Raw genomic sequence first — 16,108 nt, 5'->3', positions numbered from 1 at the left:
TAGAAGAGAGTGTGTTCTAGCTGGGTGCTTTCGCCTTGTTGCCGCGCCAAAGGATGAACAGGCCGGATCCGACGATCACCGCGCAGCCGGCGAGCATCCAGACATCGATCTGTTCCCCGAACCAGACGGCCCCCAGCAACACGCCGAACAGCAGCCGCGAATAGCGGAACGGCGTCACGGTGGCAACGTCACCTGTCCGCATCGCCTTCATCAGTGCCGTGTAGGCGAAGACACCGCAAAAGACGGCGGCGGCGAGAGCCTGGAGAGCGGAGGCAGCGGGCATGACGAACGCCGATCGGTCCCAGAGGCCGAACAGCACACCTGCGACAACGATCGTCAGGAAACCGTAGAACCCTAGAATGCGGGTGCTCAGGGAGGCGGGAGCGGCCCGGCTGGCAAGATCGCGCCCGGAAAAGCCGAGCATGCCGATCAGGGCGAGCAGCGAAAGCAACGAGAAACTGTCGCTGGCGGGACGCAGGACGATCAACACGCCCGCCAGACCCACCAGGATGGCCGTCCACCTGCGCCAGCCGACCTTTTCACCAAAAAAAAGCGCTGCGCCGAGCACGACGAAGATCGGTGCGGCCTGAAGGATCGCCGTCGTCGAGGACAGCGGCGTCAGGGCGAGCGCAAGCACATAAAACAGCCGGCCGACAAGTTCGAACGCGAACCGGATCCGCATGACGGGCGACACCACATCGCGGGTGAACAGCGGCTCGCGGTTTGCCAGTGCCAGAGCGAAAAAGGCCAGGGCACCGCCGGCACCGAACAGAATCAGGATTTCCCAGACCGGCAGGTGAACGGCGGCCCGCTTGACGAAGGCGTCTTCCAGGGCGAAGGCCGCCATGGCGGCGATCATCCAGAGGCTGCCGACGAAGTTGGGCTGCAACAGCATGTTCTTGAGGGATCGGGACGGCAAGGCGGGGATCCTGGATTGTCGTCATCGCGCCGTGAGGCCCGAAGGAAACGAACGGTCTGGAGGGGAAAGTCTGAAGCGGAACGATAGCACCGGTAATGCCGGATCGGGCTCAGGTCAAGGAACCGGCACTTATGAGACAGGCCTGCCGCTCACCGCCTCGCGCGTCCGTCTTGACATGGATCAACGCGGCTTTTCGAGAGTCATGCGCATGGTCGTGCCATCGTTGGCACCTTGTAACGATTTTAAAGACTGGGGCGCTATAATGGCACAAAACAAGGCCAAGATGGTCTCGCTCGAGGAAGGCGGATTCGCCATCTTTCTCGTGCTGCTTGCATTTACCTGCATTATCGTGGCGGGCAAGACCTTTGACCAGGTCATGGCATTTCACGCTGGCATCGGCGCATTGTTCGCCGCCGTCAGTGTATTTCTGATCTTCAAGACCTATTTCGACGACGGCGGGGAACCGATACCGGCGGAGATTGACGGCAAGCCCAACTACAATATCGGGCCGATAAAGTTTGGCGCTATCGCGGCCATGTTCTGGGGCATCGCCGGGTTCACGGTCGGGCTGATCATCGCATCTCAGCTGGCCTGGCCGGCGCTGAACTTCGATCTGCCCTGGACCAATTTCGGCCGGCTGCGCCCCTTGCATACGTCGGCGGTGATCTTCGCCTTTGGCGGCAACGTGCTGCTGGCGACATCCATGTATGTGGTCCAGCGGACCTGCCGCGTGCGCATGCCCGGCAAGATCCTGCCGTGGTTCGTGATCCTGGGCTACAATGCCTTCATCGTGATCGCCGGCACCGGCTACCTGCTGGGCGCGACGCAGAGCAAGGAATACGCGGAACCGGAGTGGTATGCCGATCTCTGGCTGACCATTGTCTGGGTCTGTTACCTGCTTCTGTTCATGGGCACGCTGTGGAAGCGCAAGGAGCCGCATATCTATGTGGCCAACTGGTTCTATCTGGCGTTCATCGTCACGATCGCCATGCTTCACATCATCAACAACCTGACGGTCCCGGTGTCGATCTATTCGACCAAGTCCTACATCGTCTGGGCGGGTGTGCAGGATGCCATGGTGCAATGGTGGTACGGCCACAACGCGGTGGGCTTCTTCCTGACCGCCGGTTTCCTGGCCATCATGTATTATTTCATTCCCAAGCGCGCAGAGCGGCCGGTCTATTCCTACCGCCTGTCGATCGTGCACTTCTGGGCGCTGATCTTCATCTACATCTGGGCTGGGCCGCACCATCTCCATTACACGGCGCTGCCGCAATGGGCCTCGACGCTCGGGGCGACCTTCTCGATCATCCTGTGGATGCCCTCCTGGGGCGGCATGATCAACGGTCTGATGACGTTGTCCGGTGCCTGGGACAAGCTGAGAACCGATCCGGTGCTGCGCATGATGGTGGTCTCGGTGGCATTCTACGGCATGTCGACCTTCGAAGGACCGCTGATGAGCCTGCGTTCGGTCAACTCCCTGTCGCATTATACAGACTGGACCATCGGCCACGTGCATTCCGGTGCGCTCGGCTGGGTGGGGTACATCTCCTTCGGTGCGCTCTACTGCCTCATTCCGTGGCTTTGGAACAAGAAAGGCCTGTATTCCCTGAAGCTGGTCAACTGGCACTTCTGGCTGTCGACGCTCGGCATCGTTCTTTACATCACGTCGATGTGGGTGTCCGGCATCATGCAGGGCCTGATGTGGCGCGCCTACGATCAGCTCGGTTTCCTGGAATATTCGTTCGTGGAAACCGTGGAAGCGATGCATCCCTTCTACATCATCCGTGCTCTAGGCGGTGCGCTGTTCGTGCTCGGTGCCGTGATCATGGCGTACAATCTCTGGATGACCGTTCGTCATGGCGAGGCCGAGGAAGCCGAAGCCACGCCGGCCGGCTCCCTGGCTCCGGCCGAATGAGGGAGGCTTGAAAATGTCTGCATGGAAAAAACACGAAGTCTTTGAAAAGAACTCCTTCATCCTTCTGGTCGGTATCCTGGTCGCGGTCGCCATTGGCGGCCTGGTCGAGATCGCTCCGCTGTTCTACCTGAAGAGCACGATCGAGAAGACCGAGGGCATGCGGCCCTACACGCCGCTGGAACTCACCGGTCGCGACATCTTCATCCGCGAGGGCTGCTATACCTGCCATTCGCAGATGATCCGTCCGATGCGCGATGAACTGGAACGCTATGGCCATTTCTCGCTGGCGGCTGAATCGATGTACGATCATCCGTTCCAGTGGGGGTCCAAGCGCACCGGACCGGACCTTGCACGTGTCGGCGGAAAATACTCCGACGACTGGCATGTCGAGCATCTGAGGGATCCCCGATCCCTGGTTCCGGCCTCGATCATGCCCGGTTATCCGTTCCTTGCCGAAAACCGCCTGAGCGCCCGTGACATTCAGGCCGCCCTGTCCGTGAACACCTTCATCGGGGTGCCTTACACCGATGGGCAGATCGAAAACGCGCGCAGCGACCTGATGGGCCAGGCAAGCCCGGATACCGACGCAGCCTATGAATTCGAGGAACGCTGGCCGACGGCGAAAATCCGGGATTTTGACGGCAACCCGGCTGAAGTCACCGAGATGGACGCGCTGGTGGCGTATCTCCAGGTCCTCGGCACCATGGTGGATTTCTCCATCTATGACGACAAGGCAAACGCGAGGTAACGGCGATGAACGAGACATACAACGCTTTCGCAGGCTTCGCTCAGATCTGGGGCCTACTTTATTTCATGATCATGTTCGGCGTCGTCCTGGCCTACGTCCTGTGGCCCAAGAACCGTAAAAAGTTCGACGAAGCCGCGCAGATCCCGTTCCGGGAGGATTGATCCATGGCTGACACACACAACAAGGACATCGACCGGGTCTCCGGGGTCGAAACCACGGGCCACGAATGGGACGGCCTCAAGGAGTTGAACAATCCTCTTCCCAGATGGTGGCTGTACAGTTTCTACGCCTGCATCGCCTGGGCGGTAGTCTATTGGGTGCTCTACCCCTCCTGGCCGCTGATTTCCAGTTACTCGACCGGCGTGCTGGGCGCCAACCAGCGACTTGAGGCTCTCGCCGCTCTGGACGAGGGCGTTGCCGGCCGGTCGCAATTTGCCGACAAGGTCGTCGCGACCCCGCTGGAGGATATCTCCACGGATCAGGAGCTTCTGCAATTTGCGCTGGCGAACGGCCAGGCCGCCTTCGGCGACAATTGCGCGCCCTGCCATGGCTCGGGCGGAACGGGTGCGGAAGGCTATCCGAACCTCCAGGACGACACCTGGCTGTGGGGCGGCACGCTGGAAGACGTTCACACCACGCTGCTCTACGGTATCCGGTCGGACCATGACGACGCCCGGATCGGCGACATGCCGGCCTTCGGCCGCGATGAGCTGCTGAGCCGCGAGGAAGTCAGCCAGGTCGCGAACTTCGTGGCTTCCAGGGCCGATGTGCCGACCGAAGACGGTGTCGATCTGGCCGCCGGCGAGACGCTCTATGCGGACAATTGCGCGGCCTGCCACGGCGACAATCTGGAAGGCATTCAGGAAACGGGTGCCCCCAGCCTGATGTCGGCGAATTACCTCTATGGCAATTCTCTGGAAGACATCAAGGCGCAGATCCACACACCGCGCAACGGCGTGATGCCTGCCTGGGTCGACCGTCTTGACCCGGCGACGATCAAGTCGCTGACCGTCTATGTGCATTCCTTCGGGGGTGGCCAGTAGGTCCCGCGGGATCCGGTACGGCAAATGCGCCGGATCGCCCGGCAGATTTGATCCGGCGCAAGGTGTGACGCTTTGCGCCGGTTTATCTTGACGCCATGCCGGTCATGATCGCGGCATCGGGTTTTATCTGGATCCTGGTGGGGCAGGATCGCGTTACAAAGGACGGACGGTATGTCCACGGACACCGAAACGCAGGAGGGCGCGCACCCGGAGGAGTGGTTTGCGTCCGCCAAGAAGATCTATCCAATGGCGACCCACGGCCTGTTTCGCAGGATCAAGTGGACGCTGCTTTTCATCACACTGGGGCTCTACTACTTCCTGCCCTTCGTGCGCTTCGACAGAGGGCCGAACGCCCCCGATCAGGCGGTTCTGGTCGATATGGAAGCCCGCAGGGCGTATTTCTTCTTCATCGAGATCTGGCCGCAGGAAGTCTATTATCTCACCGGTCTGCTGATCATTGCGGCGGTCGCGCTGTTTCTGATGAACGCGGTCGCCGGCCGGATCTGGTGCGGCTACCTGTGCCCCCAGACGGTCTGGACCGACCTGTTCCTCTGGGTCGAGCGCAAGATCGAGGGCGACCGTCGGGAACGGATCGTGCTCGACAAGGAACCCTGGACGTTCGGCAAGATCGGCAAGCGCGCCACCAAACACTTCTTCTGGCTGATGATCGCCTGGTGGACCGGCGGCGCATGGGTTCTCTATTTCAACGACGCGCCGACGCTGGTCATGGAGCTGCTGACCTTCCAGGCGCCCCTGGCCGCCTATGTCTGGATCGGCATCCTGACGGCGACGACCTATCTCCTGGCCGGCTTCATGCGCGAACAGGTCTGCATCTACATGTGTCCGTGGCCGCGTATCCAGGCGGCTCTGACGGATGAAAAGGCGCTCAACGTCACCTACCGCTGGGACCGGGGAGAGCCGCGCGGCTCGCTCAAGCAGAACAGGAAACTCGAAGAGAAGGGCCTGCCTGCCGGGGACTGTGTCGACTGTTTCCAGTGTTTTCAGGTGTGCCCGACCGGGGTCGATATCCGCGAGGGCATGCAGCTCGACTGCATCCAGTGCGGCCTGTGCATCGATGCCTGCGACAATGTCATGAAGAAGGTCGGCAAACCGACCGGACTGATCGGCTACGACACCGACGAGAACATCGAGCGTCGCATCGAGGGCAAGGAACCGGTCTACGAGATCGTCCGGGTCCGCACGGTGATCTATGCGGCCGTGATCGTGCTGGTTGGCGCCATCATGACGTTCACGCTGCTGAACCGGGATTTCGCCGATATCAGCGTTCTGCATGACCGCAATCCGGTGTTCGTGGAACAGTCCGACGGCTCGGTGCGCAACGGTTACATGGTGCGGCTGTCCAACAAGCGCCGCCATGACCGCAGTTTCGTGCTGCATGTCGAAGGCATGCCGCCCAACACGCTTGTCGAGGCGGTCGGGGTGGATGCCTCCTTCGCCGGGCGGCCGATTGTCTCGGTCGGTCCGGACACGACCCGCGAAGTTCGTGTCCTGGTGACGTCCCCGCCCGGACTGGAATTGCCGCATTCCACCCCCGTGACCTTCCGGATCACGGAAAGCGTGATGGGCGAGGTGGTGACCGCCAGGGACACGTTCAAAGCCCCCGCCAAGCCTTGAGGAAAGACGCATGACAATGGTTCAGTCGAATATGAAAGACCCCAAGGCGATGACCGGCAGGACCGTGCTGTTCTGGCTGCTCGGTTTCTTCGGCATCATCTTCACCGCGAACGGGATCTTCATCTATCTCGCTCTCGGGTCGTTCCCGGGGGTGGTGGTGGAGAGTTCCTATGAGGCCGGGCAGGCCTACAATCAGGAAATAGCCGCGGCAAAGGCACAGGCGGATCTGAACTGGCAGGTGTCGAGTGAATTCATCCGTGCCGACGGGGACGGCGGCAAGCTGGTCGTCACCGCGGCCGACGCGGACGGCACGCCGCTTTACGGCATCAAGCTGAACGCCATGCTGCGCAATCCCGTGGCCGACAATTCCGATGTGAAAGTGGATTTTCACGCCGATGGCGGTGGCCGCTATGTCGGCGAGGTCACCAGGGTGGCTCCAGGAAACTGGACACTTGTTCTCCTGATCAGTCAGGATGGCGAGCGCAAGTTCAAATCGGAAAACCGGATTTTCCTGAGCGAGTGAGGCAGCGGGCGTGACGGTTCATCAGCGTGACTGGCAGGCATTCGTGACACCGGCAAAGGACGGCGCGGTTCACATGGACCTGGCCGTCGACGGCATCACCTGTGCGGCCTGCATGGGCGAGATCGAACGCGGCCTGAAACGGTTGCCCGGAATTCGTACCGCGCGGGTCAATCTGACCAGCCAGCGGCTGGCCGTCGACTGGGTCCAGGACCAGACCGGTGCCGACGAGATCGTTGCCGAACTGTCCCGGCTCGGCTATACGGCGCATCCCTTCGATCCGGCCAGTCAGAAACAGCGTCAGGACAAAACCGGCAAGCAGTTGCTGCGCTGCCTGGCTGTCGCCGGATTCGCGGGCATGAACATCATGCTGCTGTCCGTGTCGGTCTGGTCCGGCAACGCCACCGACATCACGCCGGAAACGCGCGACTTCTTCCACTGGCTGTCGGCGCTGATCGCCTTGCCGACGGTTGCCTATGCCGGCCGCCCCTTCGTCACCAGCGCGCTCAAGGCCCTGTCCGCCGGCAGGCTCAACATGGACGTGCCGATCGTGATCGGTGTTTTCCTGGCGGTCGGCCTGTCTGTCGTGCAGACCATCCAGCACCAGCATCACGCCTATTTCGAATCCGCCGTCATGCTGTTGTTCTTCCTGCTGGTCGGGCGCTATCTCGATCACAACATGAAGGGCCGCACCCGGTCCTTCGCGGAGAATATCGCGGCTCTCAAGGCCGAGGTCGCCGCCAGGGTCAATGCCGATGGCAGCGTGCGTGAGGTGCCGCTTTCCAGGATCGCCCCAGGGGACCTCGTCCTGGTCGCGGGCGGGGAAAGAGTGCCGGTCGACGGCATCGTCGAGACCGGCATTTCCGAAATCGATCAGAGCCTCGTGACCGGCGAAAGCGCGCTTGCACCTGTCACGGCGGGACAAAGGGTCTATGCGGGAACGGTGAACGGGGCCGGGGCCCTGCAGGTGCGCGTGGAATCTGCCTCTGGTGCGACGCTTCTGGACGAGGTCAACCGGCTTTTGGAGGCCGCGTCCCAGGCGAAGTCGAAATATGTCCGCATTGCCGACCGGGCAGCACGTCTCTATGCGCCCCTGGTGCATGGCGCGGCCGGATTGACTTTCCTCGGCTGGCTTGTGGCCGGGCTGGACTGGCAACCGGCGCTGGTCATCTCCATTTCCGTTCTGATCATAACCTGCCCCTGCGCGCTCGGCCTGGCGGTGCCCGCTGTCCAGGTGGTCGTGTCCGGCCAATTGTTCCGCCGCGGCGTGCTTCTCAATTCCGGCGATGCCATCGAGCGGCTTGCCGCGGTCGACACGATCCTGTTCGACAAGACCGGGACGCTGACGCTCGCGGAGCCGGAATTGTGCGGGCGGGTCGATCCACTGTCCGGGACGATGGCCCTGGCCGGGCGCCTCGCACTTGCCAGCCGCCATCCGTTGTCCGCGGCGCTCGTGAAGGCAACGGGCGCATTGGTGCCCCTGCCGGATGTTACCGAAGTGTCCGGAGCTGGTCTGGAAACCAGCGTCGACGGCGCGCGCCTTCGCCTCGGCAGCCCACACTTCTGCGAAGCGCCCGCAAGCCTCGCCGAAAAGGTGCTGCACGATCATCCGGGAGCGTCCCTGCTTGCGGTCCGGCTTGGTGACGATCCCGTTGAGCTGCTGGCCTTTCGCCAGAAGTTGCGTCCGGACGCAAGACCTGTGCTCGATCTTTTGAGAACACAGGGATACGCCCTGGAGATCCTGTCGGGCGACACCCGTCAGGCGGTCGCTGCCTGCGCAGAGGCTCTTGGCGTGCCCAGGTGGCAAGCGGGCATGAAACCGGCGCAGAAGATGGCCCGGCTGGAGGACCTGCAGAGCCAGGGCCGCAAAGTCCTGATGGTCGGGGACGGTCTCAACGATGCCCCGGCACTCGCCGGAGCCCATGTGTCGCTGTCGCCTGTCTCGGCGGTTCATCTTTCCCAGGCAGCAGCCGATGCCGTCTTCCTGGGTGACCGGTTACTTCCGGTCGCCGATGCGCTGCGCCTGTCGAAGAAGGCGCGTATCGCAATCGCGCAGAACCTCTGGTTGTCCGCACTCTACAACGTCATCGCGGTCCCGGTCGCCGTCGCCGGTTTTGTCACGCCGCTCATGGCGGCGGTTGCCATGTCGGCGTCTTCCCTGGCTGTCACCGCAAATGCCCTCAGGCTCCGCTGGAGCGCAGCGGGCGGGCAACCGCCGGCCGTGGACGAACACTTTGATGCCGCCCGTCCGGTGAAAGGATAACAAGTCCATGGATGTTCTGATTTATCTGATACCGGTCGCCCTTGGTCTGGGTCTTCTGGGCCTTGCCGCGTTTCTGTGGTCGCTGAGAAGCGGACAATACGATGATCTGGAAGGCGCGAAATGGCGCATCCTGGATGACGACGACCTCCCGGACTGACACCGTTCCGGGTCGAAGCCCGCCATGACAGCGCCGCAACGGCCCCCTGGCGAAGGGCCAGTCAATAGTAGGGGGAATGGGGTGGAATTGTTTCCGGCGGCGCACGAGCCGGGCTATGCGGTCTATTCAGGAAAATCGCTTGCCCTTTACGATGCGCTGGTGCTCGGGTTTTCCAATCAGCTCATCTGGCGGTGTCCGAGCCGGCATCTGACCGGCCATTACAGCCGCCATCTGTCATCGGATCATCTCGATATCGGGGTGGGAACGGGTTATTTCCTCGACAGGGCACCGTTCCCGGGGCCGCAGCCGAAGATCACACTGCTCGATCCCAATCTCCAGTGCCTGAAGGCTGCCGCCGCGCGGATCGGCAGGTACCGGCCGCGAACCGTTCAGGCGGATGCGCTGGTGCCCTGGCCGGCGGATCTCGGCCGCTTCGGCTCGATCGGTCTGAATTATGTTCTGCATTGCCTGCCGGGTGACATGACGGGCAAGGCCCGTCTGTTCGATTATCTTCTGCCGCATCTGGCCGAAGGCGGCACCGTCTTTGGCGCAACCATCCTGCAGGGGGATGTGCCGAGATCCCCGGCCGCGCGCGGATTGATGAAACTCTACAACGCCAAGGGGGTTTTCTCCAATCGGAACGACACGCGCCAGGCCCTCGATACGGCCTTGCGGAAACGCTTCGGGCAAGTGCGGATAGACGTGATTGGATGTGTGGTGCTGTTCGGCGCGAGCGGTCCGATGGCAGTCTGAGCGGCCGGTTTGCGTGTCTTCTGGCCGGATGTCTGCTGGATACTTCGCGGGGCTCAGGACAGAATGTTGGACAGCACCATGCCGGTCGCGAGCAAGACGAGGCCGATGCCCGCCAGCAGCAGCAGGTTGTCCTTCAACCCACCATTCGGGCCGGAGGCGGATCTCCTGGACTTGCAGGAAATCTGTTCCTCTTCGCTGAATGATTCAGGTTCCCGGGACATGGTGCTTACTATCGTTGGCAAAGCCGTCTCACACGTGTTGTTTTCTCGACTGCAACATGGCGCCGCAGACTTGAAGGTCCCGTTAACATGGCCGCGCGCAGAAGATTAATTCTCTGCAATATTACCAAGGGATGAAATCGCACCTCCTATTCCTAGCGATCGGTGCAGGCATTTGTTTTCACCGCTATCGGCAAGGGGCTGCGTTCCAGCAGATGATGATCGGCATAACTCATTGTTCAGACTTTCATGCCACAAAAGAAGTCTAACAAGGAGGACTAGGTGAGCCTCGATCTTGCCTCGCTGACATTCTTGCTGGTCGAAGACAGCGCCTACATGCGGACGATCCTGCGCACGATGCTGCAGGGTTTCGGCGCGCGGCGTATTGTCGAGGCGGAAGATGGTGCGTCCGGCCTGGAGGCCATGGACCGCGCGAACCCGGATATCCTCATCCTGGACTGGGTGATGCCGATCCTGGACGGTGCGGACATGGTGCGCATGATCCGCAGTCCGAACAATCCTTTCGCCTACATTCCGATCATCATGGTCACCGCACATACGGAACGCAGCAGGATCGTCGAGGCACGGCGTCTTGGCGTGCACGAATTGCTGTCCAAGCCGATCTCGGCGAAATCGCTTTATCAGCGCGTTTCGAGTGTGATCCTGCACCCGCGCGACTTCATCAAGACCGCGACCTATTTCGGCCCTGCGCCGCGCGAGATCCGCAATCGCCAGAAGATCTGGCAGGGCGGTCCAGGCCAGCCTGCGCCTCCTCAGCAGGAAGACAACGACGGTCAGACCACCGCGATCGGCTAGGGTGTCCTGTAGCTGCCGCATCATTTTATCAGACCGACAAAGCCGGCTGCTGTCCGCTTGACGGAATTCCGCAAGCGAGGAGTGCGGTCGCCGCACGCTGGGAACGAGCCCGCCGAATGCCGCCAAGACGCCCGCCGTCAGAAAATTCGGCCAGCCGGAACAGGTTCCAGACATTTCAATTGAAGAGAATTGGTTTTCGCCGGGCCAGGATCAGGCAGCGGATTGCGCTGCCGTTTCGCTTTCGAAAGCGTTTGCGCCCTGCATGGCAGAGTTGCCTGTTTCAGTGACTTCCGCGAACTGAGCGAGGACATCCAGATCCACGGTATAATGATCCAGCAGAAACTGTGAGAGCACATCAATCGGAAGATGATGATAGCCGTCCACTGCAGCCATCAGTGCTTCGAGTGTATCCAGCCGTTCGCGCAGCTTAATCATGTTGCCCCATTGAGCCGAGTTTTTCTTACTCTGGATATTCATAGTTAATAATACGTAAAGCCCTTGAAAGCAAGCGCGGCGCCCATGCTCTGTACTTTCAGAGGATGCCGTCCACAGAATTTTCAGGAAAAGCGGCAATTTTCTTGATAAAACAGCGATCTGAAGGCATGTTGCCGAAGCATTTCGAGGACTTTTTCATGGCGTCGACGCTCTACATCCTGAACGGACCGAATCTCAATCTCCTTGGTCACCGGGAGCCGGAAATCTACGGTTCGCAGACATTGGACGACGTCCGGCAGATGTGCGAGGCCGCGGCCGGACAGGCTGGCCTTGAAACCGTGTTCCGCCAGAGCAATGCCGAACACGACCTGATCGACTGGGTGCACGAGGCCAGGGAAGCCGCAGCGGGTATCATCATCAATCCGGCCGCCTATACCCACACCTCGATAGCGCTTCTCGATGCCCTCAGCGCCTGCAGCTGTCCGGTGATAGAGGTGCATATATCGAACATCCACAAGCGCGAGAGTTTCCGGCACCATTCCTACGTTTCGGCGCGCGCGGATGCGGTCATTGCCGGATGTGGCGTGGAAGGCTACGTGCTTGCCGTGCAGCATATGGCGCGGCTCTGCGCGAAGGGCTGAGCCGGGTTCAGCGATCAATCTGGTCTGACGGCTCCCGATCCGGCGGCTTACACCGGCGGACCCAGGTCGTCGATTGCACGCGTGCGTTCCAGTGGTAAAGTCAGTAACCGCTGCCCTTGAAGAACTCCCTCACCAGCGTGGCGACGAGGATCCTGAGGTCCAGCAGAAACGATTGCCTGCGGATATAGGCAAGGTCATGTTCCAGCCGCATGTGAGCGGCATAGGCCTTGCGCGTGTCGCCCCTGAACCCGTTTGCCTGCGCCAGGCCGGTGATGCCGGGAAGGACGCTGTGGCGGTCCGGATATCTCGGGTCGAATTCCTCGTAGGGGACGCCGGCAGCGAGCATGCCCGGCACATGCGGCCGCGGGCCGACGAGAGACATCTCGCCCTTGAGGACATTGATCAGTTGCGGCAGCTCGTCGAAATTGCTCTTGCGCAGGAAGGCGCCGATTGGGGTCAGGCGCGGGTCGTTGGCGATGGTCTGAGCCACACCCGACACGTCGCACTGTTCGGTCCGCATCGACCGGAACTTGAGAACGGTGAACAGGGTTCCGTTGAGACCGAGCCGTTGCTGGCGAAAAAACACCGGGCCGCGGCTTGTCAGTTTTATTGCAATTGAAGTTGCAACCATTAAGGGAAAAAGCAGGATCAGCGCTGCCGCAGCACCGGTCAGATCCAGCATCTTCTTCAAGGCGGTGTTGATGATGAAGGCCGGGTAACCCCGTTTCGAGCGCGGCGACCGGGCCGCGTCGGGGCCTGTGCTGTCCCACACGGAGTAGCCAACCAACTTCAACGCCTTGCGGCCCTGTCCGTCAGCGCTATAGGAAACTGTTTCGTTCGCCAAGTTTCGCCAGCCTCAACCCGTTACGCACGCAATACAAAGGTGCAACGGCACTTTATCCGGATGCGATTTCAACCGCTATTAAATCGTTAACGCTTGGTTAATGGAAACCGGAAAATTGTTCTCTATTAAGGATTTGGTTACCATGTCGGCGAAACCGGGGCAACATTGGCGGGCAAAATGTGATGTGAAATTTTGGTAATCTGAAATCAGGAACGCCGGGCCTGTCGGGGCCCGGCGTTCTGATGAAGGTCGATGGATCGGAGCGCTTGCCGTCCTGTCAGTAACTGCGTCCGACGCTGGTATATTCGAAGCCGCGCGCTGTCATGTAGTCGGTCTTGTAAATATTGCGAAGGTCGACAACCTTCGGCGAATTCACCAGAGATTTGACCCGGTCCAGGTCCAGCGCGCGGAACTGGTCCCATTCTGTCACGATTACAACCACATCTGCGTTTTCAATGGCATGATAGGGCCCGTCGCAGAACAGCACGCCGGACATGACCTTTTCGGCCTCTTCCATGCTGGCGGGATCATAGGCCCGTATTTTCGCGCCTGCCGCCTGCAGTTTCGCCACGATGTCGATGCTCGGGGCTTCGCGCATGTCATCGGTGTTGGGTTTGAAGGCCAGGCCCAGCAGGGCAACGGTCTTGCCGTCGACATCGCCGCCCAGGAAGTCGATGACCTTGTCGGCCATTTTTTTCTTGCGGGCGGTATTCACCTCGATGACGCTGTCGACGATCTTCAGGTCGGAGTGCGCATCGGCGGCGATCTTCGACAGGGCCAGCGTGTCTTTGGGAAAGCACGAGCCGCCATAGCCAGGACCCGCATGCAGAAACTTGCCGCCGATCCGGTTGTCCAATCCGATGCCGCGCGAGACTTCCTGAACGTTGGCGCCGACCTTTTCGCACAGATCGGCGATCTCGTTGATAAAGGTGATCTTGACCGCCAGGAACGCGTTGGCCGCGTATTTGATCAGTTCGGAGGTCCGGCGCCGGGTCACGATGATCGGCGTTTCGTTGAGGTAGAGCGGCCGGTAGAGTTCCTTCATCACCTCCACCGCCTTTTCGTCCTCCGTCCCGACAACCACGCGGTCCGGCCGTTTGAAATCGCTGATCGCAGCGCCTTCGCGCAGAAACTCCGGATTTGAAACAACGGCGAAATCGGCCTTCGGATTGGTCTTGCGGATGATCGCCTCGACCTCGTCACCGGTTCCCACCGGAACCGTCGATTTGGTGACGATCACCGTGAAGCCGTTGAGAAGACCGGCGATTTCTTCGGCGGCCGCATAAACATATGTCAGGTCCGCATGACCGTCACCGCGGCGCGTCGGTGTGCCGACGGCGATGAAAACCGCATCGGCTTCCCGGATCGCTTGCGCTGCTTCGGTGGAAAAGAAGAGGCGTTCCTCCTCGACATTCTTGGCAACCAGTTCCTGAAGACCGGGCTCGTAGATCGGAATGTGACCGTCATTCAACGCGTCGATCTTTGTCGCGTCCTTGTCGATGCAGGTCACCACATGGCCGAAATCTGCAAAACATGTTCCCGAAACAAGACCGACGTAGCCGGTTCCAATCATTGCAACGCGCATTCTGACATTCCTGCTTCTGGCCTGGTTCCGGCCTGCTTCTGGGTGGTCTTCCGGCAGTTGCCGACCACCGAAAGCCATTGAGTTTGGCCCGGATTACATGCACACGCGCGAAAAGGCCAGAGCCGAACACCGGCAAGCGGACAATTTGCCGCTTGGCCGGTAGCCGGGACGGGGATCACGGTCTGGGTCCTGATCCCAATTCATCCGGATGGCGAGCCTGATTGACGCGGCAAACCGCGCAAGTGGCGAAACGTTGCGGCGGCCGGATCAGTCCCGCCCGACACCGCACCACTGCGCCGTAAACAGCGCGATCGTCCGGGTAACCCGTTTCAACGAAACAAGGTCGACGCATTCGTCGATGCCATGAATGTTCTTTGTTCGCGGTCCGTAGGTCAGGGCGGGGATGCAGCAATGGTTCACATAGAGTGCCGCATCCAGATAGCAGGCCATGATGGAGCGCGCCAGCGGCTGACCATTGACGGCGCAATGGGCTGACGCCAGCACGGCTTCGGCCTCTGTTCCTTGCTCCAGCCTGTATCCGGCCTGGCAGGTGCCGATCCATTCCAGCCGCGGGTTCGCCTGTTCGAGGCGCGCATCGCTCGATGCGAGGTTGCGCAGGAGGTGCTCGACCTCGGCCATGCGCTCCGACGGGGTGTCGCCGGGATAGAACCCGATGCGGCCCTCGAAGCGGCATTCGAACGGAATGGAGGCCGGCCACTCGCCCCCCTGGATGGTGCCGATGTTCAGACTGGCCGGATTGGCAAGGGTGTCGAACCCGGGATGACCGGATTTTTCCCTGTTCCAGAGGGTCTCCAGTTCCTTCAGTTTTGCGATCACCAGAAAGGCAGTTTCGATGGCGCTCAGGCCGGAGCCGGGATCGCGCGGATGGGCCGGGATGCCCTGTACGGTGATCCGAAACTTGATCACGCCGGAATTGGCGAAGATGAGGTCCTCGTCCGTCGGCTCGGGGATCAGGACCGCGTCGGCGGTCGCACCGCCCGCGATCGCCGCGGCGGTGCCGTTGCCGGTGACCTCCTCGTCAATCACGGACTGAAACTCCAGCGGTGCCTGAAGGCTGTAGCCCGCAGATTCAATGGCATCCACCGCAAAAAGGTTTGCCGCCAGTCCGGCCTTCATGTCGCCGGCGCCGCGTCCGAACAGCCAGTCGCCTTCGCGAACGGCCGCAAAGGGCGGATGGGTCCAGAACTCCGGATTCGCGGTCGGCACCACATCGACATGGCCATTCAGGATCAGCGAGCGGCCGGTCTGCCGCTCAGGAGCCTTGCGGCCCGAGACGTTGAACGTGTCCGCGTAGTCGGTGGTTGCCGGCGAAAAAGCCGGATGGTCTTCCAGGAGCGCGACGTCGATCGGGCAAGTCGCCACGTCATAGCCCCTTGTCTCGAGCGCTTCCGCCACGATCCGCTGGACACCGGCTTCCTGGCCGCGCAGGGACGGCGCCCGGACGATTTCCTGGAGAAGGGCGACCTGATTTTCGAAACCTTCCTCCACGGCCTTGGTGATGGCGGCAATCGTGTCTGCGGGCAGGGAAGGGAGCATGGCAGTCCGTTTCGGAGCTTGGAGGCAGGCTGTTTCGTGCCCGCACCCTAACAATC

The 16,108-nt window shown here is 61.0% G+C and carries 17 protein-coding genes; 11 read left to right on the top strand and 6 right to left on the bottom strand.

Going from position 1 to position 16,108, the window contains the following annotated elements:
- Positions 1-16: 16 nt before the first annotated feature.
- Positions 17-919 (bottom strand): DMT family transporter, encoded by a 903-nt coding sequence (locus tag AC0VX3_RS21315; RefSeq protein ID WP_475522198.1) that lies wholly within the window; start codon positions 917-919, stop codon positions 17-19.
- Positions 920-1,181: 262 nt separating this feature from the next.
- Here AC0VX3_RS21315 and ccoN point away from each other — a divergent pair, with 262 nt between their 5' ends.
- The 9 genes from ccoN to AC0VX3_RS21270 all read left to right on the top strand — a co-directional run bounded on the left by ccoN (position 1,182) and on the right by AC0VX3_RS21270 (position 9,956).
- Positions 1,182-2,837: a cytochrome-c oxidase, cbb3-type subunit I gene (gene ccoN / locus AC0VX3_RS21310; RefSeq protein ID WP_348183795.1), complete on the top strand. Its 1,656-nt coding sequence runs from the start codon at positions 1,182-1,184 to the stop codon at positions 2,835-2,837.
- 13 nt (positions 2,838-2,850) lie between these two features.
- A complete protein-coding gene (gene ccoO, locus AC0VX3_RS21305; RefSeq protein ID WP_342894531.1) occupies positions 2,851-3,585 on the top strand; it encodes a cytochrome-c oxidase, cbb3-type subunit II in 735 nt (244 codons plus the stop codon).
- A 5-nt stretch (positions 3,586-3,590) separates the two neighbouring features.
- Positions 3,591-3,746 (top strand): cbb3-type cytochrome c oxidase subunit 3, encoded by a 156-nt coding sequence (locus AC0VX3_RS21300; protein ID WP_342894532.1) that lies wholly within the window; start codon positions 3,591-3,593, stop codon positions 3,744-3,746.
- Positions 3,747-3,749: 3 nt separating this feature from the next.
- Positions 3,750-4,628, top strand: coding sequence for a cytochrome-c oxidase, cbb3-type subunit III (gene ccoP / locus AC0VX3_RS21295; protein WP_475522197.1), 879 nt, complete (start codon positions 3,750-3,752; stop codon positions 4,626-4,628).
- Positions 4,629-4,799: 171 nt separating this feature from the next.
- Positions 4,800-6,263 carry a cytochrome c oxidase accessory protein CcoG gene (ccoG, locus tag AC0VX3_RS21290; protein ID WP_475522196.1) on the top strand — a complete coding sequence of 488 codons (1,464 nt, stop codon included), beginning with the start codon at positions 4,800-4,802 and terminating at the stop codon, positions 6,261-6,263.
- 10 nt (positions 6,264-6,273) lie between these two features.
- On the top strand, positions 6,274-6,786 hold the full coding sequence (locus AC0VX3_RS21285; protein ID WP_342894535.1) for a FixH family protein: 513 nt from the start codon (positions 6,274-6,276) through the stop codon (positions 6,784-6,786).
- Positions 6,787-6,796: 10 nt separating this feature from the next.
- A complete protein-coding gene (locus AC0VX3_RS21280) occupies positions 6,797-9,046 on the top strand; it encodes a heavy metal translocating P-type ATPase (RefSeq protein WP_475522195.1) in 2,250 nt (749 codons plus the stop codon).
- Positions 9,047-9,053: 7 nt separating this feature from the next.
- Positions 9,054-9,203, top strand: coding sequence for a cbb3-type cytochrome oxidase assembly protein CcoS (gene ccoS, locus AC0VX3_RS21275; protein ID WP_342894537.1), 150 nt, complete (start codon positions 9,054-9,056; stop codon positions 9,201-9,203).
- A gap of 81 nt (positions 9,204-9,284) precedes the next feature.
- Positions 9,285-9,956 (top strand): class I SAM-dependent methyltransferase, encoded by a 672-nt coding sequence (locus AC0VX3_RS21270; protein WP_475522194.1) that lies wholly within the window; start codon positions 9,285-9,287, stop codon positions 9,954-9,956.
- Positions 9,957-10,009: 53 nt separating this feature from the next.
- On the opposite strand, the gene AC0VX3_RS21265 is transcribed toward AC0VX3_RS21270, so the two are convergent.
- Positions 10,010-10,177, bottom strand: a complete 168-nt coding sequence (locus AC0VX3_RS21265) for a hypothetical protein (RefSeq protein ID WP_475522193.1) — start codon at positions 10,175-10,177, stop codon at positions 10,010-10,012.
- Between the two features lie 333 nt (positions 10,178-10,510).
- On the opposite strand from AC0VX3_RS21265, the gene AC0VX3_RS21260 reads away from it, so the two are divergent.
- A complete protein-coding gene (locus tag AC0VX3_RS21260; RefSeq protein ID WP_475525224.1) occupies positions 10,511-10,990 on the top strand; it encodes a response regulator in 480 nt (159 codons plus the stop codon).
- Between the two features lie 210 nt (positions 10,991-11,200).
- On the opposite strand, the gene AC0VX3_RS21255 is transcribed toward AC0VX3_RS21260, so the two are convergent.
- Positions 11,201-11,563, bottom strand: a complete 363-nt coding sequence (locus tag AC0VX3_RS21255) for a hypothetical protein (protein WP_475522192.1) — start codon at positions 11,561-11,563, stop codon at positions 11,201-11,203.
- Between the two features lie 59 nt (positions 11,564-11,622).
- Here AC0VX3_RS21255 and aroQ point away from each other — a divergent pair, with 59 nt between their 5' ends.
- On the top strand, positions 11,623-12,066 hold the full coding sequence (aroQ, locus tag AC0VX3_RS21250) for a type II 3-dehydroquinate dehydratase (RefSeq protein ID WP_475525223.1): 444 nt from the start codon (positions 11,623-11,625) through the stop codon (positions 12,064-12,066).
- A gap of 100 nt (positions 12,067-12,166) precedes the next feature.
- Here aroQ and AC0VX3_RS21245 read toward each other — a convergent pair whose 3' ends face one another.
- From AC0VX3_RS21245 to AC0VX3_RS21235, 3 genes are all read right to left on the bottom strand, one after another.
- On the bottom strand, positions 12,167-12,910 hold the full coding sequence (locus AC0VX3_RS21245) for a sugar transferase (protein WP_475522191.1): 744 nt from the start codon (positions 12,908-12,910) through the stop codon (positions 12,167-12,169).
- Positions 12,911-13,187: 277 nt separating this feature from the next.
- Positions 13,188-14,495 carry a UDP-glucose dehydrogenase family protein gene (locus tag AC0VX3_RS21240; protein WP_475522190.1) on the bottom strand — a complete coding sequence of 436 codons (1,308 nt, stop codon included), beginning with the start codon at positions 14,493-14,495 and terminating at the stop codon, positions 13,188-13,190.
- A 267-nt stretch (positions 14,496-14,762) separates the two neighbouring features.
- A complete protein-coding gene (locus AC0VX3_RS21235; RefSeq protein WP_475522189.1) occupies positions 14,763-16,052 on the bottom strand; it encodes an ArgE/DapE family deacylase in 1,290 nt (429 codons plus the stop codon).
- Positions 16,053-16,108: the final 56 nt, after the last annotated feature.

It is taken from the genome of Roseibium sp. QJM3NY_11 (assembly GCF_056173175.1).
This window is presented reverse-complemented; position numbering and strand designations above follow the sequence as displayed.